This is a genomic window from Leptolyngbya sp. FACHB-261, assembly GCF_014696065.1.
GTDB lineage: Bacteria > Cyanobacteriota > Cyanobacteriia > FACHB-261 > FACHB-261 > FACHB-261.
On sequence record NZ_JACJPL010000001.1, the window covers coordinates 95,360 to 121,378 of the forward strand.

The window sequence follows — 26,019 nt, forward strand, 5'->3', positions numbered from 1 at the left end:
ACCTTCAGCCCTGTCCTACTTAGCCCTATTTATTGGGGCTGCTATTTTCGAGAGAGATTGAGGTTATTGAAGCTGCGACCTGCGTTTAGCAGTGCGTTTTTTTCGGTTGCTGTGCGCACGGGCAGCTTCATGCAAAACAACACCCGCCTTGGGAATGACCTGATAGCGCCGGTCCTCTTCTAGCTGCCTCAACTCCGTGTAGTCAACCCAGTGAATGCAATCGACTGGACAAGTATCAATTGCCTCCTGGATCACTTCCTCTGAGTCACCATCCTGCCGGAATACCCGTGACCGCCCGTGATCTTCTTCCAGGTAAAAGGTGTTGCGAGCAACATGGACACAATGCTTGCAGCCAATGCAGGCAACCTCATCCACATAAACGCCTCGCTGTCTTAGCAAACCGCCCAACTCGGGTTCTAATCCAGAACGGTTAGGCTGGTTGCGCAGACCTCCACCTAACTCCGGCTCTAATCCAGAGCGGTCAGGGTTAAGATCCGGCTCTAGCATCACGCACTCCAGCGTTGAAGAACTAAGCGGATAGAGCCATCAGCACTGTTGCGCTGCTCTGTCAGCTGAAAGCCCTGGTTTGCTGTCTCTGCCAGAACTGTGTGATAGGCGTAGCGCTGAGAAATCCGGTTCAAGAAGCCTTCGACCGACCAGGACTGCTGCCAGTACTGCAGGTCAGCAACAAGCTCATATTCGCTACCATTCCAGCTGAACCCGACGTCGTAGCCATTATCTTGCTCAATTACGACCGCTGCTTCTCGGGTCTGGCCGCGATAACCACGAATAGGGCTTGGGCCGCTCTTCCAGTTGAGACCCAAATCGCTTAAGGCTTTTTGCAGAGGCTCAAGGCTACGAACTTTAGTTTTGATCTGGCTGAAGTGGGACATAGCAGTTTCCTGACTTTCTAGATAAAAGGGAGGGTTGGCTTACTAGGTACTAGTTGGCTAAAGCCATTGTTTAAGAAAAGCAAAGTAGATCTTAAGCCCGTGGGCTATCAGCCAAAGGCTCGACTTACCACTGGCTAACCTGAGTGCTCACAGTATCTTGAGCACCAGAGTTGATAACCTGAGCAAAGTGCTCGGAAGTCAACTCGCAGACAGTAACAGAACCGAGCTTGGCTTCAATTGCAGCTGTCACCCCGGTGCAGCTGTTACCAACGATGCCAGTGACTCGCTCTTCAACGCGTCCATCTGGATGAATGATGAATTCTAGGGTTTCCATTGCACGTGTGGACCGACTTCCCTGCAAAATATCAAATCAACGAGACTTGCTCATCTGCCTGGCTACATGAACCCGCATACTGAACAGTCAGCAACTTTTAGACACTATCTCAAACTATTTAAATTAATCGTTAGTGTCGCTTAACTTCTCGAAGCAGTCAAGGACGCAGCCGCTAACCGAATCATGAACTTTCTTTGCAAGGGGACCATCGCTCCCAAGGAGTATGTTAGCCTCCAGCCTGCTGTCAAGAGCAGGTACAACCCAGTGTAAAATTGCTGGGCACCTTGGTAATCCGTGATGACAAGCTCAACTCTCCGTATCGGTATCCTCGGCTTTGGTGGCTTGGGACAAGCGGCTGCTCGTCTGCTGGGACACAAGCGGCAGGCTCGTTGGGTCGCCGTAGCCGATCGGAAGGGATACGCCCATAACAACACTGGTTTAGATCCCGATCGAGCCATTGCTACTTATCAGGCTCAAGACTCAGTGGGGTACTTAGAGCCAGAGGGGACACTCAGCAACGAGAGTATCTCTGAATTAATCCAGCAGGCAAATGTAGATGGTTATTTTCTAGCTTTGCCCAACCTACCCAATACCTTCATGGCTTCAGTTGTAGAGCAGTTTATTGAAGCGGGCTGGCGGGGAGTATTGGTCGACGCAATTAAGCGTACGAGTGCTGTCGAGCAAATCATGGCTTTAGAGCCGCGTCTACGAGACTGCGGCATTACCTATATGGCTGGTTGCGGTGCAACCCCGGGTCTATTAACAGCGGCGGCGGCATTAGCAGCACAGAGCTATGCAGAGATCCACCACATCAAAATCACTTTTGGAGTAGGTATCGCTAACTGGGAGGCTTACCGTGCCACCATTCGCGAAGATATTGCCCATCTGCCGGGCTACAGTGTTGATCAAGCCAGCGCGATGAGCGATGCAGAAGTTTCAGCGCTGCTGGAGCGCACAAATGGTTTACTGCATCTAGAAAACATGGAGCATGCCGACGATGTTTTGCTGGAGCGGGCTGGCATCTGCCGACGTGATCAGGTCACAGTCGGTGGTGTTGTAGACACTCGTAACCCTAAAAAGCCGCTTAGCACCAACGTTCAGATCACAGGCCGTACCTTTGAGGGGCGCATCTCCACCCACACCTTCACTCTAGGGGACGAGACCAGTATGGCTGCTAATGTATGTGGGCCTGCCTTCGGCTACCTGAAGGCAGGCGTCAGCTTACATCGCCGCGGCTGGTATGGTCTGCTGAGCTCAGCGGAGGTAATGCCACAGTTCTTGAGCTGATTAGCATCACCAAGGCTGAATTCAGAGAGTAACGTTAAGCCAAGACTTCGACTTCCAGGACGGTTTCTAGCCAACGACGGCTACAGGTCAGCTCAGCTAAGGTCTCCAAGCTAATCAATGAGAAGATCCCCTGGTCTATCCAGGCCACCTGATATTTGCGCCCGTCCCGCGCCCGGAGTAGCGTACCCGGCCATACATCGTTGAGGGTCTTGGCAGTTTTCATCGCCTATTAGGGGTTAGAGGAGCAGGGAGCAGAGGTCAAAACCCCTGTTCCCTTATTACAGGTCATTAAGGTGGCGGCATACTACCGTGATCTCGCCGCTTTTTTGATGGCCTATCCAGTGGATCCTCCTCTTACCTCCACAAAAATACGGCTCTCTAACCTGAATTAGAGAGCCTCAAACCTCAAAGTGCAGCGAAAAACCTACAGATCAAAGGGATTACCACGCCGATACTGCAGGTAGGCAGCTGTAAACAGGCCCCCCAAAGTCACCAAAATCAAACCAATGACAATACCGTCCAGAATCGGTTCAATCACGCTTTTATTGCTCCTGAGTTGACGTGCCAGTCCAACCTTTGATTCTAGGTGATGGAGGCGCTGTCTAGAATAGGCTTGTGTTCCCTAAGACTTTCGCGCGATCTTCGCGTTCCCTGCCCCCATCCATTCGTAAGTCTAGGGTTACTGCTTTGCTCGTTCAGCAGTGGGTTCGTAATCTCTATCGGCTATTTAAGACTTGTGCCCGTGTTTGTCGTTATACGGTGCAACAGTCGATTGAGAATAACTTGGGCAGCGCTGCTGCTGAAATGGCCTATTACGCCATGCTCTCCCTGCTACCATCCGCACTGATCTTGGTAGTGGTCATTGGCTTATTTGCCTCTTCAGAGCAAACCTTTAACTGGATGATGGCAACACTGGCCCAAGCTGCACCACGCCCGATCTTGGAACTGGTTGGGGATAATGTGCGCAGTCTAGCAGCTAGCCAAAAGGGACAGGTTTTCTCTTTCAGTCTCTTAGCAACTTTGTGGGCGGCGTCTGCATTTTTTGCGCCGCTAATTCGGGTGCTGAACTGTTCCTACCAAGTTCCGCCTCAGGCTCAACGCCCTTGGTGGCTCAATCGCATTCTAGCCATCGGCCTGTTTGCGGGAACAGTGCTGATGGTTCTACTCGCCTCACTGTTGCTGTTTCTAGGCCGCTGGGGTTTACGGTGGGGGGCAGAACGCTTGGGGGTCAGCAGTTTTCTTGTAGGGTTGTGGGGAGCTTTAATTTGGCCTTTGTCTCTAGGGCTGGTTGCTCTAGCCTTTGCCTTCATCTATCGCTTTGCGCCCGCACAGCAGCCGGTGAGAGCTCCTGTCTGGCCCGGGGCTTTAGCCGGTAGCTTGATCTGGCTAATAGTTTCTTTGGGCTTTCGGCTCTATGTTGCTAGCTTTGGGCAATTCAACCGCACTTACGGCAGTATTGGTGCAGTTATCGTGCTGCTAATCTGGTTGTTTCTAAGTGCTTTTGGCTTACTACTAGGGGGCGAGCTTAATGTCGCCATCGCTCGAGTCCGCCAACTTCAGGCTACGACTCCACCTCGACCTAGCCGTCTCAAGCGGTTGAGGCGTCGGCTCGTACATTGGTCTCGATCTAAAGGCTCTTGAGGTAGCTGAGAAGGTCAGCCATCTCCTGTGGATCTGGCTGAAACTGGGGCATTGGTGGCGTGCTGCCACTGGTTACCTGATGGATGATGCTGGGAGCAGAACGCCGTTCCGAAACCCCACGCAAGCTTGGACCAACCTTGCCATCAGCTAGAACGCCATGACAGGCAGCACAGTTCATCTCAAAAATTGCCCGACCCTGATTCGGGTGCCCCTTCAAAGTCAACACCAGCTGCGTGTAAGGGTCAGTTCCCCAACTTTGGATCGACAGCAGCAGTGCCAACCCAGTAATTAGAACGCCGATCAGCAGTAGCAGCAGCCAAGGCTTAGCTCTACGTGGCGTCGTTTTTGGCTCAACTGAACTGTCCAAGGAAACTCAGGCTGGAGAAATTAAACGAAACACTTTGTGCAAAAGAGTTTCTGTCAATAACATAACTTAAAACTGCAGTGACCGTCCTTCCCGTGTCCTAGCTGGCTAGATGGGCTCTGGCTCAAGCGTTGGAACAGGGGAACGGGTTACTGGTGAGGAGTTGCTGTACGTAGGGGTTGCTAAGAGGCTGGCCCGCTTGACTGGCCAGAAACGGACCCAAGCACGGCCAATAACCCGATCGGCTGGCAAAAACCCCCAGACATGAGAGTCGTTACTGTTATTGCGGTTATCTCCCATCACGAAGAAGTTACCTGAGGGAATTTGCTCAGGTCCCCACTCGTAAGTTGGCGGAGCGGCAATGTACGGCTCTGCCAACGGTTTTTGATTAACGTAGACCTCACCATCGTGAATGGCTAATTCATCCCCTGGTGTGCCAATCACACGCTTGATAAATGCTTGGTGAACCGCTTCTCCAGGTAGTTTGTTCGGCTCGTCAGGCGGATAAAAAACGACAATCTCTCCGGGTTGTGGGGGGCGAAAGCGGTAGGAAACCTTTTCAACAATCAGTTTGTCGTTGATTTGCAGGGTTGGTTCCATTGAGGCTGAGGGAATGTACCGAGCCTCTGCCACAAAGGTGCGGATCAAGATTGCCAGCAATAGGGCAATCAAAATGGTTTGGAGGTTGTCTTTCTGACCGCGCAACCACTTGAGCATGAAATCTGTGTCCGCTTCCCATCACATCACTGCCACACATTTTAGCCAGGGACTTTGAGCTATGTTACGCTTTTGTCCCCGCAAACCGGATGAAGGCACTGCCAACTGATAGCTCAAACCTAATGGAATCAACCTAGTAAAGTCGGTTCAAGACGTACTCAGTCAGGTCAATCAGTGCTTGACGAGAGACCGAGGGTGGCAATCCAGCTAGACAATCTACCGCTGAACGGGCATGTTTAGCTGCCAGATCCTTGGTCAGCGCGAGGCCATTGCTGTCTTCGATCAAACCTAGAGCCTGTTGCAAGTCTCCGGGCTGGGCGAACTGTCGCTCGATTAGAGGCTCAAGTTGGGGCTTGCTGCGCAGGGCAAAGAGGACGGGTGCAGTCAAGTTGCCCTGACGTAAATCAGAGCCTGCGGGCTTGCCCAGAGCCTCGGTGGAACTGGTGAAGTCCAACAGATCATCCACAATCTGAAAGGCAATGCCAAAGTGACGCCCATATTCGTAGAGTTGCTCAGCTAACTCTGGCTCAACCCCACTCAGAACCGCTGCCGCTTTAGCACTACCAGACATCAGCGATGCCGTTTTGTAAAAGCTCTTGTCTAGATAGTCCTCAATGGACAAACTAGTATCAAACTGCGTCAGACTTTGACGAATCTCCCCCTCAGCTAAGTCAGTAATGACCTTAGAGAGCAGCTTGACAACCTCTAAGTTGTCTAAATTCGCCAGATACCAGGATGATTGCGCGAATAGATAATCGCCCGCTAATACGGCAACTCGATTACCAAACAGACTGTTGACTGTATCAACACCGCGGCGAATATCAGCTGTGTCGATCACATCGTCATGAACCAGGCTAGCAGTGTGAATCATTTCGGTGATCTCTGCCAGGCGGCGGTGGCGCGCCGAGATTCCCTGTCCTGGCGGTACCGTGGCCTGGGCAATCAGTAAGACGATTGCAGGCCTAAGCCCCTTACCTTGAGCCTCGAACAGGTGCTCGGCTGCCGCATAGAGAATTGGGTGACGGGCGCCAACGAGCTTCTTGAGGTTTGCACTCAAGGCACTCAGCTCTGCTTCAACCGGTGCAAAGAGGGAAGTCACTGAGGTCATGTATTGGGCTACTCAGGCACGCAAATTATCGGAACGTTACGAAATCTTACACACTCTTTCACATTCTAGGCCACCCGCTACCGCTTCGAAAGGAGAATTGCTGTGCATTCTCTTGATCCTGAAAATACCTACTTGAAAGGGACTGGCGTTGCCAACGACTGGGTTGGTACTGCAAGAATGTATAGACTTGCAAACTATAGCCTCAAGAAAGTCTCAGAATCCGGTTGCCGTGCTACCATGCACTCAGATTTACCCACAATCGAATATCCCACCTGAAGCAGCGAAGAGCAAGCTTTAGAGGTCGAGACTTTTCCACTGCGATGCTGAAGATCCCCTGGCAACATTTCCTTGCTTTTTAAGGAAAGGCCTTGAGGTGCCGCTGTGATGGTCTCCCGCCTCATTCTTGAGCGGGCAGCTTCAGGCAGAGGTTTTGCTCAGATTTCTGCTTGCTAGCACTACAAGCTGTGGCGGATAGGCATCAGTTACGGCAGCCTCTATACCCCAACAGTCAAGCTTTCTGTTTCTTTGGGCCTGATCTGCAATGACAAATTTCAACTTGCCCCTGACCATTGTGACCCTTGCGGGTAGCTACCTTCTGCTGGTCTACCTGTTACTGGGTTTGCTACAGCGGAATAAAATGTCAGGCCGGTCCTAGAACGCCTGTGTTTGAGGCGTTCTAGGACTTTTAGATTCCTTCAACTAGCTGTTAACTTGCCTTGTTGTTAGCTTGCCTTGCTAAAGGACTCCAACAAGAAGCCAATCGCCGGCTTGACCCAACCGGCACTCAAAACCACAGTGATTCCCAGGAACAGGGTCGTCATTGTCCAGGTAATACGATTGAGCGTTGTCTCTGCGCTACGGGTGCTAGTGAACAGCTGCGCTTGACCACCAATACCGCCCAATCCATCGCCTTTGGGGCTGTGTAGCAAGATAAGTATCACCAAGCACAGCGCGATCAACGACCAGAGAAAGGTCAGGATGTTGTAGAGCAGAGGAATCGTCATGGGTTCACTATGCCAGTCGAACGGGCGTTTTGTTGAGGCGGACTTCGTAGTCTGCTGAGACAATCATAGACCGCCCAGTCATCTCTGCTGGGACAGGCAGCTGTAGAATTTCCAGGATCGTTGGCGCAATATCTGCCAACTTACCATCACTGCGCAGCTGCGGTTCAGCGCCGTGGCCAGGAATTTTCCGGCCTTCCCCCTCTACCAAAATGAAGGGCACTGGGTTGGTCGTATGGGCAGTCCAGGGATTCCCATCCTCATCCCACATCTGTTCGGCATTACCGTGATCAGCAATGATGATCGCCGTACCACCCACCTGACCAATGCTGTCCAGCAGAGAGCCCAGACAGCGATCGACGGTTTCAATAGCTTGTACAGTTTTCTCGTGGTTGCCACTGTGACCAACCATGTCTGGGTTGGCATAGTTGACGACTACCAGGGCGTACTCTCGTTTGCGGATGGCCCGAGCGGTCACCTGAGTGACTTGCTCAGCGGACATCTCGGGCTGTTGATCGTAGGTTGCCACCATGGGGCTTGGAATTAGTTCCCGGTCTTCGCCCGCAAAGGGCTCCTCTATGCCGCCATTGAAGAAGTAGGTGACGTGAGCATATTTTTCTGTCTCCGCCACTCGAAACTGCTTGAGTTTGTTGCGAGCAATCACCTCTCCTAAAATGTTGCTCAAGTTCTGGGGCGGAAAGGCTACGGGCACCTGGGGCAGGGCAGAGTCATACTGCGTGAAAGTGGTGAAATGCAGAGGTTGGATGCGCTCCCGCTCGAAGCCCTTGAAGTCGACCGCGACAAACGCTTGGGTGAGTTCGCGAGCCCGATCGGGGCGGAAGTTAAAGAAGATCAAACCATCGCCAGGCTCAACGGCTCCAGGGGCAAGGCGAGTAGGTACCAAGAATTCGTCTGTGATGCCTTCAGCGTAGGAGGCGCTCAGCACAGCTTCGGCGGTTCGGCCATCGCCAGGGCCATCCTGAGTCATCAGGGTGTACACCTGCTGCACACGGTCCCAGCGCCGATCTCGATCCATACCGTAATAGCGACCACTAAGGGTGGCGATGCGACCAACCCCTAAACGGGCGATTTGAGACTCAATTGCCCGAATGGAGGTAATGGCTGATGTGGGCGTAGTGTCACGGCCATCAGTTAGGGCATGAATGCAAACATCTTCAAGGCCCTGCTGCTGGGCGAGCTCCAGCAGAGCTAATAGGTGATCAATATGGGAGTGCACCCCGCCGTCTGAACACAAGCCCACCAAATGCAACTTGGTGCCATTCGCTTTAACCGCCTCACAGGTCTCAACTAGAACTGGGTTGGCTAGTAGGCTGCCATCCTCGACCGCATCTGAGATGCGAACGAGCTCTTGGGGTACCACGCGCCCTGCTCCGATGTTGAGGTGGCCCACCTCGGAGTTGCCCATCTGGCCTCGGGGTAAACCGACTTCTTTGCCAGAGGTGTGAATCAGTGCGTGAGGGTAAACTGCCCATAGACTGTCCATGACAGGCGTTTTGGCAGCAGCAATGGCGTTGCCATCCGTTTCCTCACGGTATCCCCACCCGTCGAGAATAATCAGAACAACTGGGGAGACAGGTGCCTGAGCCATAAAAAGCCCTCTACGCAGAGATTTTGCCCGTAATCATATCACCGCTAGCTCGTGGCCTAGCTTGTTATAACGACTAGGCTAACAGACGAATAAAGGGTGAGTTTGAGGGCAATTTGCATGAAAAAATGATGTTGGTTGGAAGAGCAGCCTAGGCGTCTGGGCCTAAAGCCCGAAGGATAACAAGGCCAAATTGGTCTCGATTGAGGACTGATGATGGCTGGAGCCACGATGCAAGCGTGAATTGATTGTGATGCACCGGGATGCAACCGTGATAGCCAAGGGCAATAGTGCTGAGATCGAGCAGAAGATTAGCACTCTGCTGCTATTTCAAGAAGTCCTGGCAGACTCTGTAGGTCAGGCATTCTGCCACCTGATTACTCTACTGACCGACCATGCCCAGTCCGGAATGGTGACAAGGACGCAATTGTTGCAAGCGTATGGACAGTTGTTCAGTTCCCAAGCCGCAACCGGGCGGTCCTGGCTCGACCATTTGATTGGGCAAATCCTAACGGCTGACAATCCCTTCACCCGCGGAGCGACACGCACTGATTTTTGCCAACTTCCTGCTGCCTTAGTTGCAGCAGCCAGTCACGACCTACACCTGCTGCAACAGCTTAAGCATTGGGACACGGCTCACTTCTGGTCTGTATTGGAAGAACAGGTTGGTGTGGGCCAAGGGGTTACTTGGGAAGTGCCACCCCCACCAAACTTAGTAGACATCGCTGGTCAGCTGAGACAGGTTGATGATTGGGGCACCTGCTTGGCTGGTTTAAGTAGCTACTATCGGCAGACTGGCGTAGGACTAGCCAATTGCGTTGCCTTCCGTTGGCAGAACAGTGAACTGGCGGGAGTGGAGCACCCAGATCCAGTCAAGCTGAGTGATCTAGCCGGCTACGCAAGTCAGCAAGAGTTACTGGTTAGAAACACGGAGTTTCTGCTACGCGGCTACCCTGCCCTAAACGTCTTGCTTTATGGAGGACGAGGCACGGGTAAGTCCTCTCTAGTCAAGGCAATGCTCAATGAATACAGTGATCGGGGGCTACGCCTGGTCGAAGTTGCCAAGAGTGATTTGATCGAGCTGACTCAGATCAGCGAGCGCCTGCGCGAGCTGCCACAGAAGTTTATTTTGTTTGTCGATGATCTGTCCTTTGAAACCGATGAGCGTTCCTATAGTCCGCTCAAGGTGCTTCTAGAAGGTAGCCTGTCGGCACGACCTCAAAACTTGGTCGTCTATGCAACTTCCAACCGTCGCCATTTGGTTCGGGAGTTTTTTGCTGATCGGCCTAAACCAGGGGTGGCTAGCGCCAGAAGCTCGTTTGCAACCGACCAAGAGGATGAGGTCCATGCTTGGGATACCGTGCAAGAGAAGCTTTCATTCAGCGACCGCTTCGGCTTGACTCTAACCTTCATGCCACCGGATCAAACCCAGTATTTAGAGATCGTTCGTCATCTCTCTAAACAAGCCAGTATCGAGTTGACAGACTCTGATTTAGAAGCCCGTGCCCTTCAATGGGCAACTCGTCACAATGGTCGCTCTGGACGGTCTGCACGTCAATTCGTTGATTTTCTTGCTGCTGAAATCAGGCTGGCGAGAGAGATCTAGGCAAATTGCAATATTTCTCAACGTCTTGGTTATAACTCATCCCGTAGGATGAGGATGAGACCAGTCAGAATTTTTCCATGAGCCTAAGCAGCCCTCGGGGAGACCTCACTACAAAACTCAAAAGTCATCCGAAACGTCAGTTATGGCTGGCGGCAATTAAGCCCCCAATGTATAGTGTCGCAGTCATGCCGATATGGGTCGGCACTGCCATTGCATTTGCTGAAACCAAAACAATCCAAGTCGGTATATTTTTCACATTTTTAGCTTCTGCCATTTTAATTCTGGCCTGGGAAAATCTCACCAATGACGTGTTTGATTCCGACACGGGCATTGATAAGAACAAAGCACATTCCCTGGTTAATCTGACCGGCAATCGTTCTCTCATTTTTGGGTTAGGAAATCTATTCCTGATTTTGGGGATTCTAGGAATTCTGGCTATTTCTTGGTGGCAGCGGGAGCCTGTTGTCGTTGGCTTAGTCATATTGTGTTGCGCTTTGGGGTACAGCTACCAGGGACCTCCTTTTCGTCTGGGCTACCAGGGTCTTGGGGAAATCATTTGCTTTTTTTGTTTTGGTCCGCTAGCAGTAGCGGCAGCTTATTACAGTCAAGCTAAAGGTTGGTCTGAGGTCAGTTTAGTTGCCTCAATAATTGTGGGTGTCGCCACAAGCCTAATTTTATTTTGCTCTCACTTCCATCAACTTGAAGATGATCGAGCTGCGGGCAAAAAATCACCAATTGTCCGACTCGGTACTGCCAAAGGAGCAGCCCTCTTGCCCTGGTTATGCGGTAGTATCTATGCGTTAATAGGGCTGTCAGTTTTGTTGGGCACTTTTCCGGTGTGGACATTATTAGCCTACGCAAGTTTACCCTTTGCATTGCAACTTTCTCAGCACGTAAAAGCTCACCATAACCGGCCTGAGATGGTTAACAACTGCAAGTTCATTGCGGTTAAACTTCATTTCTGGAGCGGTCTATTTTTGGGACTCGGGTTCATGCTGGCTGCGTGAGAAGTTCAGACTCGTGGTGAGCTCATTTCAGCACTAGAACTTCAACAAAACTGGAGAGATCAAGGAGCGTGTTACCGGGCTAGCTATACTATAGAAAGCTTCAACTTTTGAAAAGGCTCTAGACGCTAGTCTTATGCAAACTATTCTGAAAGCGCTTCCGGAATCGGCCGGCCTTTTTCAAAATAGAAAAGCTCTTCAACATTTTTTGAACTCTTGTCAGCGGCTAGCTGTTGACAAGCAGCATGCTCAAATTGTCAGTATCTCCTCAACTATTCAACCGGTCGATCCTTTAGCGGTCATTGCCTCATTTCGTCGCCCCAGAAAGCGGTACTTCTACTTTGGACGGCAATGTACTCAGGAGACTGTAGTAGGGATTGATACTGCTCTAAACTTTACGGGTCAGGGAAGAAAGCGTTTCCTGGTTGCGAAAGAGCTAGTTCATTTAGCATTAGCCAATATCATTAAGGTTGGAGATTTAGATCTGCCGTTTGCAGGTCCGCACTTCTTCTGCCAATTCACTTTTTTTGATGAGGGTATAGAACCAGGCTTTCCCTTTTCACCAGCTTCAGTATTTTTACCTCGATGGCAAGTTGCGCGTAGTCAAGAACAGAGTGTTGCAGTTGCCAATTTGGTAGTCGATTGGAAAACGGATATTGAGCTGCTAGCCCAGGAAGTGTGGCAGGTTTACCAAAAATTACTGCTACTAAGCCGAACTGGCATTGCTGCTACCAGCTCGGGGGAAACGATATCTACTAAAAAGCGTGAGTTTAGCCTTCAGCCCCAAATTGAGCGCTCCACAATCGATACAGCAGCATTCAAATCGATGGTGGTATCAGCCTCTCAAGCTATTCGCGACCACGAATTCGAAAAAATTGTCCTTGCTCACACCATTGATATCAATGCTTTAAAGTCTTTTGAGCCTTTAGCTTCAATCCAGCAACTACGACAGCAATATCCCTACTGCTATGTGTTTTGTACCCACAATGGTATGGGCCAGAGTTTCATTGGCGCGAGCCCAGAACGATTGGCTAAGGTACAGCACCAGCAACTCTCAACTGAGGCTCTAGCAGGTTCAGCACCAAGGGGCAAAACTGCAGCCGAGGATGCCTATTGCGCTCAGTCACTGCTATCCAGTGCCAAGGACTTGCGGGAGCACCAAATCGTGGTGGAGGCAATTGTCTCGCGGCTACTTCAACTCAGCATGCAACCGAAATTCTCTATTCAGCCTAACCTGTTACAACTACCGAATATTCAACATTTACATACTTCGATCTCAGCAAAGATACCCGAAGGTCTCAGCCTGTTTGATATTCTTGCAAAGTTGCATCCCACTCCTGCTGTTGGTGGAGAACCTCAAGAGATTGCCTACCAGAAAATTCGTGATTACGAGAACTTCGAACGGGGTCTCTATGCAGGCCCTATTGGCTGGATTGATGACCAGGGAAATGGTGAATTTGCAGTAGCAATTCGCTCAGCACTGCTAAACGGGTATCATGCAAGACTGTACGCTGGCACCGGTATCGTCGCGGATTCTAATGCTGACAAGGAAGCCGAGGAAATCAAACTTAAGTTTCAGCCTCTTTTAGACGCCTTGACTGGCGTGGCCGAACCCAGTAAGGTCCCCGATTTGTGATCCATGGCTGTCGATCTCGGCAACGTCAATTTAATTTGGGCTTCGGTCTTAGTAGAAAGCTTGAAGCGTTTGGGGCTGACTAAAGCGATCATCTGTCCCGGTTCGCGCTCAACCCCTCTAGCCTTCGCTTTTGCTCGAGATGAAACCATCGAAGCAATCCCCGTTTTAGATGAGCGGTCAGCTGCTTTCTTTGCTCTAGGTCTTGCTCGGCAAGTGGGTTTGCCAGTTGCATTAGTTTGTACTTCGGGAACCGCTGGAGCTAATTTCTATCCTGCGTTGATTGAGGCGAAAGAAGCCCGGGTACCACTTTTAGTCTTGACAGCAGACCGTCCTCAAGAACTACGCGACTGCAATGCTGGTCAAGCGATTGACCAAGTCAAGTTGTTCGGGAGTTTTCCAAATTGGCACACAGAAGTGGCGCTACCTAGCTCGGAGCAATCCCTTCTGAGCTATCTTAGGCAAACTGCGCTTCAGGCTTGGCAGAAAGCGCTTTGGCCTGTGCCGGGTCCTGTTCATCTGAATCTTCCCTTTCGGGAACCACTGGTGCCAACCAACCAACAGGCAGTTGACGACTTTGTCCGCCAGCTCGAAAAGGAATATTTTTTCGCAGCGATTGCGAAACAGACCTACACCGCTTCTCCTAACGACTTTTCTCAGCTTAATGCAGTACAACGGTGGCAGCAATGCCATCAAGGCTTGCTCATCGCTGGACCGGCTCAACCCCAATTTCCAGAAGCTTACTGTCAGGCTGTAGCAAGAATTTCAATCAGCCTGGGTTGGCCCGTACTGGCTGAAGCTTTATCGCCCCTCAGAAACTACGCAAGCCTCAATCCTCATTTGGTTTCTGCTTACGACATTATTTTGCGGAATCAGGAGCTAGCCCAGCAGCTAAAACCAGAACTAGTGATTCGGGTTGGCGAGATGCCAACCAGCAAGGTGTTACGTCTCTGGTTAACTGAAACTCAGCCTGAGTGCTGGGTAGTAGATCCAGCCGACCGTAATCTCGATCCACTGCATTTACGCACGAACTATCTGCGTTTACCAGTTGAGAAACTAGCTCAAGAATTCTTGGAGCCAGAGCTTGTGACCAGGAGTTATTTACATTCCTGGCAATCTGCTCAACAGCGGACTGCTCAGGCGATCGATCAACTGATGGAGGCAACAAACACGCCCGTCGAGAGCAAAGTGGCTTGGTTACTGGCAAAAGTGTTGCCTAAGCAAACTCCAATTTTTATTGCCAATAGCATGCCCGTGCGAGATCTTGAGTTCTTTTGGCAACCGAATCAAGGTGCGTTTCAGCCTTTTTTTAACCGGGGAGCTAATGGTATTGATGGCACGTTATCAACAGCCTTAGGAATTGCTCATAGCAATCGAAGTGCGGTTCTGTTAACCGGGGATCTAGCACTGCTGCATGACACCAATGGCTTTCTGCTGCGCAAGCAGTTCACTGGACATTTAACGATTGTCTTAATCAACAACAACGGTGGCGGCATCTTTGAAAATTTGCCTATTGCCGGTTTCAATCCCCCCTTCGAAGAATTTTTTGGTACACCGCAGGATATCGACTTCGCTAAATTGGCTAATACCTACGATGTTGAGTATGAGCTGGTCAGTTCCTGGGGGCAGTTAACGCAAAGGCTCAGCTCACTACCCGAACATGGAATTCGGCTACTAGAATGGCAGACCAATCGTAAGCAAGATGCTCTCTGGCGCAAGGTAAATTTAGCTCGACTGGCCGAGATTGCCAGTTGCAATTAAAACCATGCTGTCCTGTTTGTACGAATCTGATTGGGGTAAGCTCCATTACCTAGACTCAGGCCTAGATAGGCCCACGGCTTTGATTTGCTTGCACGGTTTTACAGGCAGTAGCCGCGATTTTTTGAAAGTTCCGAAAGCAATCGCAGGACAGTATCGACTTTTGATACCTGATTTGCCTGGGCATGGCCAAACTCACCTTTCAGAAGCTGCTTTTGAAACATCGGCTCAAGTGAGTTTGCTACAACAGTGGCTTGAACACTTAGGCTGGAGCCGAATTCACTTATTGGGCTATTCGATGGGTGGTCGCTTAGCTTTGCAATTTGCAGTTAGAAACCCTGCAAGGCTTCGCTCACTCATCTTAGTCTCTGCTACTGCTGGCATTGTGGAGAAGGCTGCTCGTACAGACAGGGTCTCTCAAGATCAACAGCTTGCTGACAGGCTTCTAAGTTCTAAACCGGAGCAGTTTCTGTATTCATGGTTATCTCAACCTCTGTTTCAAGACTTATTTGAACAAGGCGAGTCCATTTTGACCTCGGAAATTCAGCGTCGTCTGCCAATCCAGCTCACTGGTTTAGCAAGTAGCCTGAGGCATTTCGGCAGTGGAGCGATGCCCTCTACTTGGCATCAACTCAACCGGATTCAAGAGCCAACTCTCATTGTCGCAGGTTGTAAAGATGCAAAGTATCTTGAGCTAGCTCACCGCCTGGTTGCCTCGCTGCCAAATTCGGTCCTAGAAACTTTAGAAACAGGCCATTCTCCTATTGTTGGAGCCCCTACGGTATTCTGGGAACAGGTTGCTAATTTTCTCAAGAAAGCCAATGTCAGTTCAGTGGGAACCTGCTAAAACTTACGAAGATATTCTTTACCATAAAGCAGACGGTATTGCGAAGATTACAATTAATCGTCCTCACAAGCGTAACGCTTTTCGTCCCAAGACGGTTTTTGAACTCTACGATGCCTTTGCCGATGCTCGTGAAGACACCAAAATTGGGGTCGTTCTGTTTACAGGGGCAGGCCCTCATACCGACGGTAAGTACGCTTTCTGTTCGGGTGGGGATCAGAGCGTTCGTGGGCAGGGTGGTTATGTTGGCGAGGATGGCATACCCCGTCTGAACGTGCTCGATTTGCAGCGCCTAATTCGTTCGATGCCCAAGGTAATTATTGCGCTGGTTGCTGGTTATGCCATTGGCGGCGGTCATGTTCTACACATTCTCTGTGACCTGACCATAGCAGCAGACAATGCGATTTTTGGGCAAACAGGCCCCAAAGTAGGCAGCTTTGATGGCGGGTTCGGAGCAAGCTATCTAACAAGGATCGTAGGTCAGAAGAAAGCGCGAGAAATCTGGTATCTCTGCCGCCAATACAACAGTGAAGAAGCCTTAGCAATGGGGTTAGTCAACTGCGTTGTTCCAGTTGAGAAACTAGAAGAAGAAGGCATCAAATGGGCGCAAGAAATCCTCGCGAAAAGTCCAATCGCTATACGTTGTCTCAAAGCGGCTTTTAATGCCGATTGTGATGGTCAAGCAGGACTTCAGGAGTTAGCAGGTAATGCGACTTTACTGTACTATCTGAGCGAAGAAGGAGCTGAAGGCAAGCAGGCTTTTTTAGAGCGGCGAGAACCCGACTTCCGCCAATATCCTTGGTTACCTTAGCCTTGAGAAATGCCCTATCGGTTCGAGTTTCGCCCTTACCAACGTAAGTTCAATCAGGCTCTGCAGACACACCATGGTCTCTGGGAAACTCGATGTGGCATTATCCTGCGTCTTACAGCAGAAAGTGGTCAGATTGGATTCGGAGAAATTGCCCCTTTAAGTTGGTTCGGCTCTGAGAGTTTAGAGCAAGCCCTTGATTTCTGCCACCAACTTCCGACCCAAATTAAAGCAGAAGATATATTCACCATTCCCACCAGCCTACCTGCCTGCCAATTCGGCCTGGAGTCAGCTTGGGAATTGTTACAAGAGCAAGGTTTTCAAGACATCAATCGAGCATCGCAGCAAGAGCCAGTCCCGATTCCAGTCAGTGGTCTGCTGCCTGCTGGAGCAGCGGCTTTGAGCAGTTGGCAGGAGCTATGGCAACAGGGGTATCGAACCTTTAAATGGAAAATTGGTGTTGCACCTATCGAACAAGAACTGCAGCATTTTCAAGCTTTGGTACAGGTTTTGCCTTCCGAAGCGAAGCTTCGCCTAGATGCCAACGGTGGCCTCACCTCAGCTGAGGCGCATGATTGGCTCAAAGCCTGCGACCAAGTGGGCGTGGAGTTTTTAGAGCAACCTCTGCCAGTTGAGCAATTTGACACGATGCTGAGCTTAAGCCAACAGTACACTACCCCGCTCGCCTTAGATGAATCAGTAGCCCAACTAAACCAACTCGAAGCTTGCTATCGTCGAGGCTGGCGTGGAGTATTTGTGATTAAACCGGCAATTGTTGGCTCCCCAAAAAGGTTACGTCAGTTCTGTCAGACTTATGCCATTGATGCTGTCTTTTCCTCTGTCTTTGAAACTTCTATTGGTCAACAGGCTGGGCTCAAACTAGTGCTTGAGTTAGGATTGTGCCACCAAGCGCAAGGTTATGGCACTAACCATTGGTTTCCACACGATGGTTTTGGTAGGTCTAATCTGGCCTCACCCGAGCTAAGTCCCTCTAGCCCAGATTTTTCACAAACAGTCTTTCAAGCCTTATGGAATCGCCTCTAGACTACCTGAAGCAGCGTGGGAACAAAGCCTGGCTCATAGGTCACAATAGCTCAGATTTGTTAGCCTCCGTCGAGGAGTTACTGGAACAATTTACGCAGCTGACCCCATTCCAACGAATTCTATTAGTAGAGACCAATCCAGTTCGACTGATTGCTGGTTTTGTTGCGGGTTATGCAGCAGGGCATCAAATTTTTTTAGGCAATTCTAGTTGGGGAACAAGCGAATGGCAGCAGGTATTCGCATTAGTTCAACCTCAAGTTGTGTGGGGAAACCGCCAACATCAATATCAATATCAAGACCAAGCATGCCCTAATGCTGCTCAAGAAATTATCAATCAAGTGCCAAAAGTCAGGATCATGATTCCCACGGGAGGATCATCAGGCACCATTCGTTTTGCTATGCATACATGGGAAACTTTAATGGCCTCGGCTCAAGGCTTCAGACAGTATTTCCAAGTATCAGCCGTGAATTCTATCTGCGTGCTTCCCCTGCATCACGTTAGTGGCTTGATGCAGTTTGTTCGTTCTTTAACTTCAGATGGTAAGCTGTTAATCGCGCCTTTTGCAGAGCTAAAATCAGGGAAACTCTGCCATTTCAACCCAACTGATTTTTTTCTATCTTTAGTTCCAACCCAACTGCAAGCTCTCCTGAGTAACAGTACTTCTACTGCTTGGTTATCTTGCTGCAAAACAGTTTTATTAGGCGGTGCTCCTGCCTGGCCCAGCTTGCTCGATACTGCCAGACTGTATCAAATTCGTCTGGCTCCTTGCTACGGCATGACTGAAACAGCCTCCCAAATCGCCACGCTCAAACCTGAAGTATTTCTGCAAGGCAATGACCACAGTGGCCAGGTATTACCCCATGCTCAAGTCAAAATCATTGATTCATCGGGGCATCTACTGGGTTTAAACCAGGTTGGCGCAATTACTATTCAAGCAACGTCATTGGCCTTGGGCTATTACCCAGAATTCTTTCCAAGCTCGGCAGATTTTCAAACCCATGATTTAGGGCTTCTCGACAATCAAGGCAATCTTCATGTGCTTGGTCGCAGTAATGATCAGATTATTACCGGCGGTGAAAATGTAGCTCCCGTTGAAGTTGAAGCTGCGATTCAGTCTACTCAACTTGTTGTGGATGTAGCTGTGGTTGGTCTGCCAGATCAATACTGGGGCCAAGTTATCGCGGCTGCTTATGTTCCTGCGACCTCAGCAATCTCCTCTGCTCAAATCCACTGTGCCCTTGAGACTAAACTAGCAAGATTTAAACACCCTAAACTCTGGTTGCCGGTTGAGAATTTGCCGAGGAACGCCCAAGGCAAAATCAATCGAGCTCAACTTCTGGAAATGATTTCTAAGTGGCAGCAGGAACAGGCTGTTGGCTCAACCACTCTGGCCTAACTACTCGGGTTTAACCAATGTTTAATTTCTTCAGGCAATGCTTTCCTGGTTCTAGAACCGGGATCAATGCATATATGCCGGGTCAGAGCTTTGCCAACTGCAGACTCTGGTAATCCAGTAGAAATTGCGTAGGTAATAGTGAAGGTATCTCCCGAAAACTGCTCAGCTGTTAGAGCAATGGTCAGCTGATCACCGCAAAAGATTGGCTTCAAGAAATCGACACTGGCATGAACAATTGGAATTGCAGTTGGGCCTGATCTGAAAAATAGCTTTAGATCAATCCCAGATGCTGCCAGTGACTCCTCATAAGCTTCATGACACATTTTCAAAAAATTGGCAAAATAGACCACGCCTGCCGCATCCGTATCCTCAAAGCGGACTGTTCTGGGGTGATGAAATATCATTGTTTCTGAATTCTCAACAAACTAGTTGAAGTTGACAGATTCTTAAATTAAACATCCCCAGCTAATAGCTAGGGATGTTTAAAAGTGTTTGAAATATCTCAAAATTATGACGGTTTAATGGACGGGGATACTAACCTTTCGAGGTGCGCTGCTCTGTCCTAAACTCAGAGGCTGACTCACCAAAATATTTTCTTGAGCAGCAGTCAGCTCTAAATTTAGATTAACGGTTTGGCTAACCAAACCGGCCATTTCTTCGTGGGAGCGATTTTCCCAAGTGGGCGCGAAAGGAGGTAAAGCCATGTGGCAGGCCGACCATTGGCTGCGGACGGGTACCCCTAATAACTGACAGCCGCCACCCCGCCGCCCGGTTGGTGAATAATGGCGGCAGACCCGACAGCAGGAGACAGAGTTTGGTCGCGAATCCATGGTGATTTAGGAGTAACCTTTGTCCTAAGATTTTTGCTCACCAATTTTTACCAACAGAATCCGCTTAAACCCTTGTCCCACCCCATCTTCAGCGATCCCGAATAAAATATTCACTTAAGGATATCTTCATTTTGCTTGTATCAAGGCTGTTCTAGCTTTCAGAGAGCACTAGCAACTTAGACAAAGGCGGGGAGCGGCACAATCAAGCGATTTACGCTTAGGGATCAAGAAAAAAGTATTAAGAAGCAGAACGGTAAATTAAGGTCCAGTGGCGGTCAGACGTCAGTTGAAGTTGAAAATTAGCAGGGGACATCTCAGCCTCTGCAAGCACTAAACCCGCGCTTACAGCCAAATCCTGAACTTCTTCTAGAGTCAGAGCCGCCTGTAATGAGTCAGCAAATAGCTGCCGCTGTTGGGGCGTGTCGTCAGCCGCATAGGTACTGACCAACTGTTCTAGCGAAGCGGCATCACTGGGACGTACCAGGTCGCGCACGAATAGAACTCCGTCGGCTGCCAGCACACGTTTAGCCTCTTTGAGCGCCAGCAGTGGTTCGGCTAGGTGATGAAATAGGCTGTTGGAGAAAACGACCGAGAACTGACCATCCGCGAAACTCAATGCTTTGGCATCAGCCTTCGCCAAGTTGATGCGTCCTGCTAAACCAGCTACTTGTACGTTGCGGCGTGCGGCTACCAGCATCGAGTCGGAAGCATCCACTGCCGTGACCTGCACATCATCGACCCAACGCGTCAACATAATCGGCTGATGGGCAGGACCCGTGCCTAAGTCAAGCCACTCGCCACGGGGCGGTTTGAGCGCTAGTAGATCCTGAACAAAGGCTTGATTGACTGCACTGTGATCCATCGCGTCATAGGCATCCGCCTCCTCAGGGGTATCCATGACTTCCGGCTCCAGAACTCGCTCCAAGCGGGAGGGACCATTGGTAACGGAATCCGGTAAGGCATCTGCTTCAGCCGTCATGAGATCTCAGGGATTTTGGGGAGCTACGCATCTATTGATATGCTAAGACCCGAATCCCCACTCCCGCGCCTCCCTGCTGTATGAAGCTCTTCGTCTTCCACACCCCTGAGTTAGTGCCCGAGGGTTCGACACCAGCCTGTGCTGTTGTGATCGATGTGCTGCGGGCAACGACCACCATGGTCACGGCTCTAGCCGCAGGAGCAGAAGCGGTGCAAGTCTTTTCTGACTTAGACCTGTTAGTGGAAACTAGCGAAGCTTGGCCACCCGAGCGACGGCTGCGCATCGGTGAACGGGGAGGCAAGACGGTCGAAGGCTTTGATTTGGGCAATTCCCCACTCGATTGCACACCAGAACGGGTGCAGGGTCGGCGGATCTTCATCAGCAGCACCAACGGGACACGTGCGTTTCAAAGGGTACAGGCAGTACCAATTGTCATTGCTGCAGCGCTGATCAATCTACAATCAGTCGTTCAATTCTTGCAGGCAGAACAACCCGAGACCGTATGGATTGTGGGCTCTGGCTGGGAAGGAGGCTATTCGCTTGAAGACACGGTCTGTGCTGGGGCTATCCTGCACCACTTAGGGTCTGACCTACAAATAGGCAATGACGAGGCAATTGCAGCTATCGCCCTGTACCGTCAATGGCAGGACGATCTCCTAGGGCTGTTGCATAGCGCCAGTCATGGTCAGCGTCTGCTGCGTCTAGGCTGCGACGCCGATATTGCCTACTGCACTGGACTGAGTACAGTTGCGGCTCTGCCACGACAGAAGGAACTCGGAGTGCTGAAGGCCTGATTTGTAGGCTGATTAGAAGGACTCAAGCCCAGGACCAACACAGCGAGGGCGAACACAGCGAGGGCATAGGGTCAACATCAGAAAAGAACAAGCACTTTACAGTTTTTTTACCCTAAACGTGATTTGGTAGGAATGGCTCTACAGAAACTTGGACTGTGAACAAAATCACCCACCCTGCCGGGGGATGTTCATAGCCTAGGATCTAGAGCCACACTGAGAGCGTGCTAGAACTCTAGGCCAATGTTTACTATCGACCCCACACATTACGCCTTTGCTGATCCCAATGCCCTGTACCTGGGGCGTTGGCACGAAGACAGCAACGGCTGGTTGGTTCGCTACATTTCATCCGAAGCCTCGGGTGTTGGCCGTAGTCATGATTTGGCTGCTGCCATGTTCAATGCTGAGTGTGATGCTTTTGTGCAGCGCCTCGCTGGCGGTGCACTCAACTTCTAACGACTCAGCGCTAGCTGATTCACTCATCCAACTCATCCAACCGCCCATCCTCTGGACCCCATCAAGGGGTTTCGGAGGATGGCAAAGTTAGAACTTCAAAACTCATTAAGCACTAAGCTTCAATTGCTTTTTCCAACCGGTCTATTCGAGCTTGAGCAACAATTCTTAGCAGAGCTCAAGATGGGTACCAGATAAGGCTTGACGGTGTTATGAACCCGAATGCTACTTGCCAAGGTGACCATCTTTTGCCGCCACGATATAATTATGCAAGATTAAGTTCGGTTAGAAATTTGCTCGACTTCATTAGTTGTCAATTACTCTCCGATCTAATTCCTACACTTCAGATTGGAGATAGCGTCCCGTGAGTATTTACGTGGGTAACTTAGCCTACAGTGTTACCGAAGCCAACTTGAGCGAAATTTTTGCTGAGTACGGCACAGTCAAGCGCGTCCAGATCCCCACAGATCGGGAGACAGGTCGGGTGCGCGGCTTCGCCTTTGTTGAAATGGAAGAAGACGCTCAAGAGGACGCTGCTATTGCTGCCCTAGATGGAGCTGAGTGGATGGGTCGTGACCTCAAAGTGAACAAGGCCCGTCCCCGCGAAGCACGTAGCGGTGGCGGCGGTGGTGGCGGCTACGGTGGCGGCGGCGGCGGTCGCGGTGGCTTCTCAGGTGGTGGTGGCGGTGGCCGTCGTTACTAATCTCCTGTAACCACTCAAGCTTTTGTATTAGCTCGGTAGCAATTTGCTCACCCAGCATGAGAAGGGCAGGAGGTAACTCTTGCCCTTTTTTATAGGGAAGCGATAGCTCAGTAGAAGTTTGTACCGGATTAATTCCGGGAAGCTTAGAAACTTAATTTTGAACCGTGTAAAGGCATGCCCATGTTTTCAATTGCCGTGAAGCAAGAGCAATACCAGACCTACATTCTGAACGACCAGGCTGGCAAATCACGGCTGGAACTAGTGCCAGAACGCGGCGGTATTGTCACTAGTTGGCAGGTCGATGGCACCGAAATCCTGTATCTGGATGAAGCCCGGTTTGCTGATCCTTCGCTTTCTGTGCGCGGCGGCATCCCGATTCTGTTCCCGATCTGTGGCAACCTGCCCAACAATACCTACAGCCTAGATGGACAGACCTACACGCTAAAACAGCACGGCTTCGCCCGTGATTTGCCTTGGACCCCAGGGGAGGCGATCACGCAAAACATGGCGCAGGTCACCTTGCTACTGTCCAGTTCTGAGCAAACCCTCGCGGTCTATCCTTTCGAGTTCGAACTTGCCTTCACCTATACCTTGCAGGGACCGACGCTCACGATTGCACAGCGCTACACTAACCGCTCAGCGCGACCCATGCCCTTTTCAACTGGGTTGCACCCCTATTTCGCGGTCACTGACAAGTCTGATCTGCGCTTTAAGTTGCCTGCTCGACACTACTACGAGCGGGTAACGGATAGCCAAGGCGAACTCGTAGATCAATTCGACTTGAACCAGGCAGAAATTGATGCTGCCTTTAGCAATGTCTCTGGCACCGTTGCCACAGTGAGCGGCGAAGGCCGTCGTCTTAGCCTGGAGTTCGATCCACTCTACAAAACGCTAGTGTTCTGGACGCTCAAGAACAAAGAGTTCTACTGCCTGGAGCCTTGGAGCGCCCCTCGCAACGCGATCAGCACAGGCGAGCATCTGACCCAACTAGCACCAGGGGCTAGCCTGGACACCTTTGTGCGTTTGCGGGTGGAGTCTGTGTAGGCGTTCGCTTGTGGTGGCGCAGTTCGCTCAGGTAGGTGTAGGTGAAGGTCTAGGTGAAACGCACGAGTTGGACGCGATAGCGCTCTTTCTTAGTGATATTCACGTCGCCGACGCTGACCCGTCCTTTGCCTCGCACTGAAATAAGGTCGCCGGAGTTAACGGTGTAGCTAGCCTGGGTAATCGTCTTCCAGTTAACCGACACATCACCAGCGTCGATGAACTCGACCATTTTGCTGCGGGACATGCCAAAGCCTGCCGAGGCTACAGCATCTAAGCGCATAGACGCTTCTGTCGTGGTCAATTCCTTCTTCTGAGGTGGACGGACCTTAAGTTCAGAGAACTCAATGCGCCGGGTCTTCACTGGCACTGAGCGCACCTGAGTGAGCGCTTGCTCCAAAAACTCAGCCAACTCCGGCACGACGATGGCCTGGGCACCCCGCTCTCCCAACACCAAAATGTCCCCCACCTTGTCGCGGATGATGCCAGTGCCTAGCATCGCACCCAGAAAATCGCGGTGAGCAGCCGTATCAAACAGAAAATTGCCAGCAATGTCGATTGCTGCTAGAGACACTTGTTCGCTAGTAAGCGGAAGTTCGCTGCGCGTGATCCCAAGGCGCTGACGCTCAGCTTGAGGATAGCCACCCCAGGGCAAAATTACGATATCGACTAACTTGTGTGTCACTCGTTGCACAACCGCAACTTCAGGCGGGGAGAGAAAATCAGTGCAAACAGTTTCCCAAGTTTTAATCGCCTGTTCTGCTTGGTCGATCACCCGTGCCACAGTGTCCCGGTAGTCAGGGTCTACGCTTTTAAGTAAGTCTTCGCGGGGCAACATGGGCGTTTGAACAACATCCGGCTTAACAGTTGGACTCTATTCTAAGAGAACTGCTCTTAGACCCTTTCGACTTTCGGAGAGATTACCCACGCCCATGCTGCTGTTACTACTAGTTGCGTTGGCGTTCTACCTAGCCTTTAACCTGGGAGCCAATGATGTTGCCAACGCGATGGGAACGTCGGTGGGATCCGGAGCTTTAAGCCTACGGCGGGCCCTACTGGTGGCTGGAGTTTTGGAGCTCACAGGCGCGGTGCTGTTTGGCAAGGCTGTTTCCACCACGATTGGCACTGGCATTGTCAACCCCAGCCTTTTCGTGGACCGGCCTCAAATGCTGCTGCTGGGCATGATGGTCGTGTTGTTGGCCTGTGCGCTCTGGCTACAAATCGCCACAGCTAAAGGGTTACCCGTTTCCTCATCCCATGCCGTTGTCGGTGCACTCGCTGGCTTTGGTATTTTGGCTGTTGGCAAGCAGGCAGTGGACTGGCCGCAGATCGGGGTGATCTCGCTGACCTGGCTGGTAACACCACCGGTTAGCGGCTTAGTTGCCTGTGCCCTCTACAGTGGCCTGCGCCGTTGGATTTTAGAACCACCCGACGCTTGGGCTCGCCTAAGAGAGTGGGTGCCCTGGCTTAGTGCTGGTCTGTGTGCGGCCTTTGGCACCTTAGTGCTACCTACAGTTAGCAAACCGCTTCAGGTATTGCTCGCGCAACGAGGCTTGGACTTGCCCAACCATGATCTGCCACTACTGCTGGGTACAGTTGGGGCAATCGGCCTAACGGCTGCGAGTTGGCGCGCCTTGGACCGTCAAAATACCAACATTGAGCAACAACTGGCTCGCTTTCAGGTGTTGAGTGCTTGCTGTGTGGCTTTTGCACACGGTTCTAACGATGTTGGCAATGCTATTGCGCCGCTGGCAGTTGCAGTTGAAATCCTAAAAACCGATGCTGTGCCGCTTCAAAGCTTGGACATTCCTTTGTGGGTATTGGCGTTAGGGGGAGTGGGTCTCGTGACAGGCTTAGCGGTTTTGGGGGCTAGGGTCATCAAAACTGTGGGGGAAGGCATCATCTCCTTGCAACCCAGTGGCGGCTTCTGCGCCGAGCTGGCAACCGCGATCACAGTGCTATTGGCCTCGCGATTAGGCTTACCCGTCTCGACCTCCCATGCTTTGGTAGGAGGAGTGGTCGGCGTAGGGTTGGTACGCGGGCTAGGCACAATCAACCTGAGCACGGTTCGGCAAATTGCCCTGGCTTGGCTGGTCACTATTCCAATCGCGGCCCTGTTGGCGGCAGGACTATTTTGGCTGCTCAACCGATGGTTTTAGGACGCCTATGCTAGAAAA

Annotated in this window: 29 protein-coding genes; 15 read left to right on the forward strand and 14 right to left on the reverse strand. The window is 51.0% G+C overall.

Annotated features, from left to right (window positions below; translation table 11 throughout):
* Positions 1-63 precede the first annotated feature (63 nt).
* The 3 genes from H6F94_RS00410 to H6F94_RS00420 all read right to left on the reverse strand — a co-directional run bounded on the left by H6F94_RS00410 (position 64) and on the right by H6F94_RS00420 (position 1,227).
* Positions 64-507, reverse strand: coding sequence for a ferredoxin (locus H6F94_RS00410; RefSeq protein WP_190800254.1), 444 nt, complete (start codon positions 505-507; stop codon positions 64-66).
* Positions 507-893 carry a DUF1257 domain-containing protein gene (locus tag H6F94_RS00415; protein ID WP_190800255.1) on the reverse strand — a complete coding sequence of 129 codons (387 nt, stop codon included), beginning with the start codon at positions 891-893 and terminating at the stop codon, positions 507-509. Before H6F94_RS00415 ends, H6F94_RS00410 begins: the two co-directional genes overlap by 1 nt.
* Positions 894-1,017: 124 nt before the next feature.
* Complete coding sequence (locus H6F94_RS00420; protein ID WP_190800256.1) at positions 1,018-1,227, reverse strand: DUF2997 domain-containing protein; 210 nt, start codon at positions 1,225-1,227, stop codon at positions 1,018-1,020.
* 297 nt (positions 1,228-1,524) lie between these two features.
* Here H6F94_RS00420 and bioU point away from each other — a divergent pair, with 297 nt between their 5' ends.
* Positions 1,525-2,514 (forward strand): (S)-8-amino-7-oxononanoate synthase BioU, encoded by a 990-nt coding sequence (bioU, locus tag H6F94_RS00425; RefSeq protein ID WP_190800257.1) that lies wholly within the window; start codon positions 1,525-1,527, stop codon positions 2,512-2,514.
* Between the two features lie 34 nt (positions 2,515-2,548).
* Here bioU and H6F94_RS00430 read toward each other — a convergent pair whose 3' ends face one another.
* Positions 2,549-2,737, reverse strand: a complete 189-nt coding sequence (locus H6F94_RS00430; protein ID WP_190800258.1) for a hypothetical protein — start codon at positions 2,735-2,737, stop codon at positions 2,549-2,551.
* Between the two features lie 201 nt (positions 2,738-2,938).
* On the reverse strand, positions 2,939-3,052 hold the full coding sequence (gene petG / locus H6F94_RS00435) for a cytochrome b6-f complex subunit V (protein WP_190800259.1): 114 nt from the start codon (positions 3,050-3,052) through the stop codon (positions 2,939-2,941).
* 149 nt (positions 3,053-3,201) lie between these two features.
* Between petG and H6F94_RS00440 the strand changes: the two genes are divergently transcribed.
* Positions 3,202-4,155, forward strand: a complete 954-nt coding sequence (locus H6F94_RS00440) for a YihY/virulence factor BrkB family protein (protein ID WP_190800260.1) — start codon at positions 3,202-3,204, stop codon at positions 4,153-4,155.
* Here H6F94_RS00440 and H6F94_RS00445 read toward each other — a convergent pair.
* From H6F94_RS00445 to gpmI, 5 genes are all read right to left on the reverse strand, one after another.
* Positions 4,142-4,522: a c-type cytochrome gene (locus H6F94_RS00445; RefSeq protein ID WP_190800261.1), complete on the reverse strand. Its 381-nt coding sequence runs from the start codon at positions 4,520-4,522 to the stop codon at positions 4,142-4,144. The genes H6F94_RS00440 and H6F94_RS00445 overlap by 14 nt on opposite strands.
* A 105-nt stretch (positions 4,523-4,627) precedes the next feature.
* Positions 4,628-5,236, reverse strand: coding sequence for a signal peptidase I (gene lepB / locus H6F94_RS00450; RefSeq protein ID WP_190800262.1), 609 nt, complete (start codon positions 5,234-5,236; stop codon positions 4,628-4,630).
* 133 nt (positions 5,237-5,369) lie between these two features.
* Positions 5,370-6,344: a solanesyl diphosphate synthase gene (gene sds / locus H6F94_RS00455; protein WP_190800263.1), complete on the reverse strand. Its 975-nt coding sequence runs from the start codon at positions 6,342-6,344 to the stop codon at positions 5,370-5,372.
* A 722-nt stretch (positions 6,345-7,066) separates the two neighbouring features.
* Positions 7,067-7,348 carry a preprotein translocase subunit SecG gene (gene secG / locus H6F94_RS00460; protein ID WP_190800264.1) on the reverse strand — a complete coding sequence of 94 codons (282 nt, stop codon included), beginning with the start codon at positions 7,346-7,348 and terminating at the stop codon, positions 7,067-7,069.
* A 7-nt stretch (positions 7,349-7,355) separates the two neighbouring features.
* Positions 7,356-8,954: a 2,3-bisphosphoglycerate-independent phosphoglycerate mutase gene (gene gpmI, locus H6F94_RS00465; RefSeq protein ID WP_190800265.1), complete on the reverse strand. Its 1,599-nt coding sequence runs from the start codon at positions 8,952-8,954 to the stop codon at positions 7,356-7,358.
* A gap of 250 nt (positions 8,955-9,204) precedes the next feature.
* On the opposite strand from gpmI, the gene H6F94_RS00470 reads away from it, so the two are divergent.
* The 8 genes from H6F94_RS00470 to H6F94_RS00505 all read left to right on the forward strand — a co-directional run bounded on the left by H6F94_RS00470 (position 9,205) and on the right by H6F94_RS00505 (position 19,045).
* Complete coding sequence (locus tag H6F94_RS00470; protein WP_190800266.1) at positions 9,205-10,557, forward strand: ATP-binding protein; 1,353 nt, start codon at positions 9,205-9,207, stop codon at positions 10,555-10,557.
* Between the two features lie 77 nt (positions 10,558-10,634).
* Complete coding sequence (gene menA / locus H6F94_RS00475; protein WP_190800267.1) at positions 10,635-11,564, forward strand: 2-carboxy-1,4-naphthoquinone phytyltransferase; 930 nt, start codon at positions 10,635-10,637, stop codon at positions 11,562-11,564.
* 205 nt (positions 11,565-11,769) lie between these two features.
* The gene (locus H6F94_RS00480) at positions 11,770-13,197 is read left to right on the forward strand and encodes an isochorismate synthase (protein WP_190800268.1); all 1,428 of its coding nucleotides are present in this window, start codon (positions 11,770-11,772) and stop codon (positions 13,195-13,197) included.
* A gap of 3 nt (positions 13,198-13,200) precedes the next feature.
* Positions 13,201-14,955: a 2-succinyl-5-enolpyruvyl-6-hydroxy-3-cyclohexene-1-carboxylic-acid synthase gene (gene menD, locus H6F94_RS00485; protein ID WP_190800269.1), complete on the forward strand. Its 1,755-nt coding sequence runs from the start codon at positions 13,201-13,203 to the stop codon at positions 14,953-14,955.
* A 4-nt stretch (positions 14,956-14,959) separates the two neighbouring features.
* Positions 14,960-15,799, forward strand: coding sequence for an alpha/beta fold hydrolase (locus H6F94_RS00490; protein WP_190800270.1), 840 nt, complete (start codon positions 14,960-14,962; stop codon positions 15,797-15,799).
* Entirely contained in the window at positions 15,774-16,607 is an 834-nt protein-coding gene (gene menB, locus H6F94_RS00495) for a 1,4-dihydroxy-2-naphthoyl-CoA synthase (RefSeq protein ID WP_190800271.1), read from the forward strand. Before H6F94_RS00490 ends, menB begins: the two co-directional genes overlap by 26 nt.
* 9 nt (positions 16,608-16,616) lie before the next feature.
* Entirely contained in the window at positions 16,617-17,648 is a 1,032-nt protein-coding gene (locus H6F94_RS00500) for an o-succinylbenzoate synthase (RefSeq protein WP_190800272.1), read from the forward strand.
* Positions 17,633-19,045, forward strand: a complete 1,413-nt coding sequence (locus H6F94_RS00505; protein WP_190800273.1) for a 2-succinylbenzoate--CoA ligase — start codon at positions 17,633-17,635, stop codon at positions 19,043-19,045. The genes H6F94_RS00500 and H6F94_RS00505 overlap by 16 nt, the downstream gene beginning before the upstream one ends.
* Here the strand turns inward: H6F94_RS00505 and H6F94_RS00510 are convergent.
* The 3 genes from H6F94_RS00510 to H6F94_RS00520 all read right to left on the reverse strand — a co-directional run bounded on the left by H6F94_RS00510 (position 19,042) and on the right by H6F94_RS00520 (position 20,854).
* Entirely contained in the window at positions 19,042-19,449 is a 408-nt protein-coding gene (locus H6F94_RS00510; protein ID WP_190800274.1) for an acyl-CoA thioesterase, read from the reverse strand. The genes H6F94_RS00505 and H6F94_RS00510 overlap by 4 nt on opposite strands.
* A gap of 114 nt (positions 19,450-19,563) precedes the next feature.
* Positions 19,564-19,875 carry a hypothetical protein gene (locus H6F94_RS00515; RefSeq protein WP_190800275.1) on the reverse strand — a complete coding sequence of 104 codons (312 nt, stop codon included), beginning with the start codon at positions 19,873-19,875 and terminating at the stop codon, positions 19,564-19,566.
* 238 nt (positions 19,876-20,113) lie between these two features.
* Entirely contained in the window at positions 20,114-20,854 is a 741-nt protein-coding gene (locus H6F94_RS00520; protein WP_190800276.1) for a class I SAM-dependent methyltransferase, read from the reverse strand.
* 80 nt (positions 20,855-20,934) lie between these two features.
* Between H6F94_RS00520 and H6F94_RS00525 the strand changes: the two genes are divergently transcribed.
* From H6F94_RS00525 to H6F94_RS00540, 4 genes are all read left to right on the forward strand, one after another.
* Positions 20,935-21,648, forward strand: coding sequence for a 2-phosphosulfolactate phosphatase family protein (locus H6F94_RS00525; protein ID WP_190800277.1), 714 nt, complete (start codon positions 20,935-20,937; stop codon positions 21,646-21,648).
* Positions 21,649-21,888: 240 nt separating this feature from the next.
* Positions 21,889-22,101, forward strand: a complete 213-nt coding sequence (locus H6F94_RS00530; RefSeq protein WP_190800278.1) for a hypothetical protein — start codon at positions 21,889-21,891, stop codon at positions 22,099-22,101.
* Between the two features lie 361 nt (positions 22,102-22,462).
* Positions 22,463-22,801 (forward strand): RNA-binding regulator, encoded by a 339-nt coding sequence (rbp, locus tag H6F94_RS00535; RefSeq protein WP_190800279.1) that lies wholly within the window; start codon positions 22,463-22,465, stop codon positions 22,799-22,801.
* Between the two features lie 180 nt (positions 22,802-22,981).
* Entirely contained in the window at positions 22,982-23,845 is an 864-nt protein-coding gene (locus H6F94_RS00540) for an aldose epimerase family protein (protein WP_190800280.1), read from the forward strand.
* Between the two features lie 49 nt (positions 23,846-23,894).
* Here H6F94_RS00540 and H6F94_RS00545 read toward each other — a convergent pair whose 3' ends face one another.
* Positions 23,895-24,680: a photosystem II electron transport protein, Sll1252 family gene (locus H6F94_RS00545; RefSeq protein ID WP_190800281.1), complete on the reverse strand. Its 786-nt coding sequence runs from the start codon at positions 24,678-24,680 to the stop codon at positions 23,895-23,897.
* A 94-nt stretch (positions 24,681-24,774) separates the two neighbouring features.
* On the opposite strand from H6F94_RS00545, the gene H6F94_RS00550 reads away from it, so the two are divergent.
* Positions 24,775-26,001 (forward strand): inorganic phosphate transporter, encoded by a 1,227-nt coding sequence (locus H6F94_RS00550; protein WP_190800282.1) that lies wholly within the window; start codon positions 24,775-24,777, stop codon positions 25,999-26,001.
* The last annotated feature ends 18 nt before the right edge of the window (positions 26,002-26,019 follow it).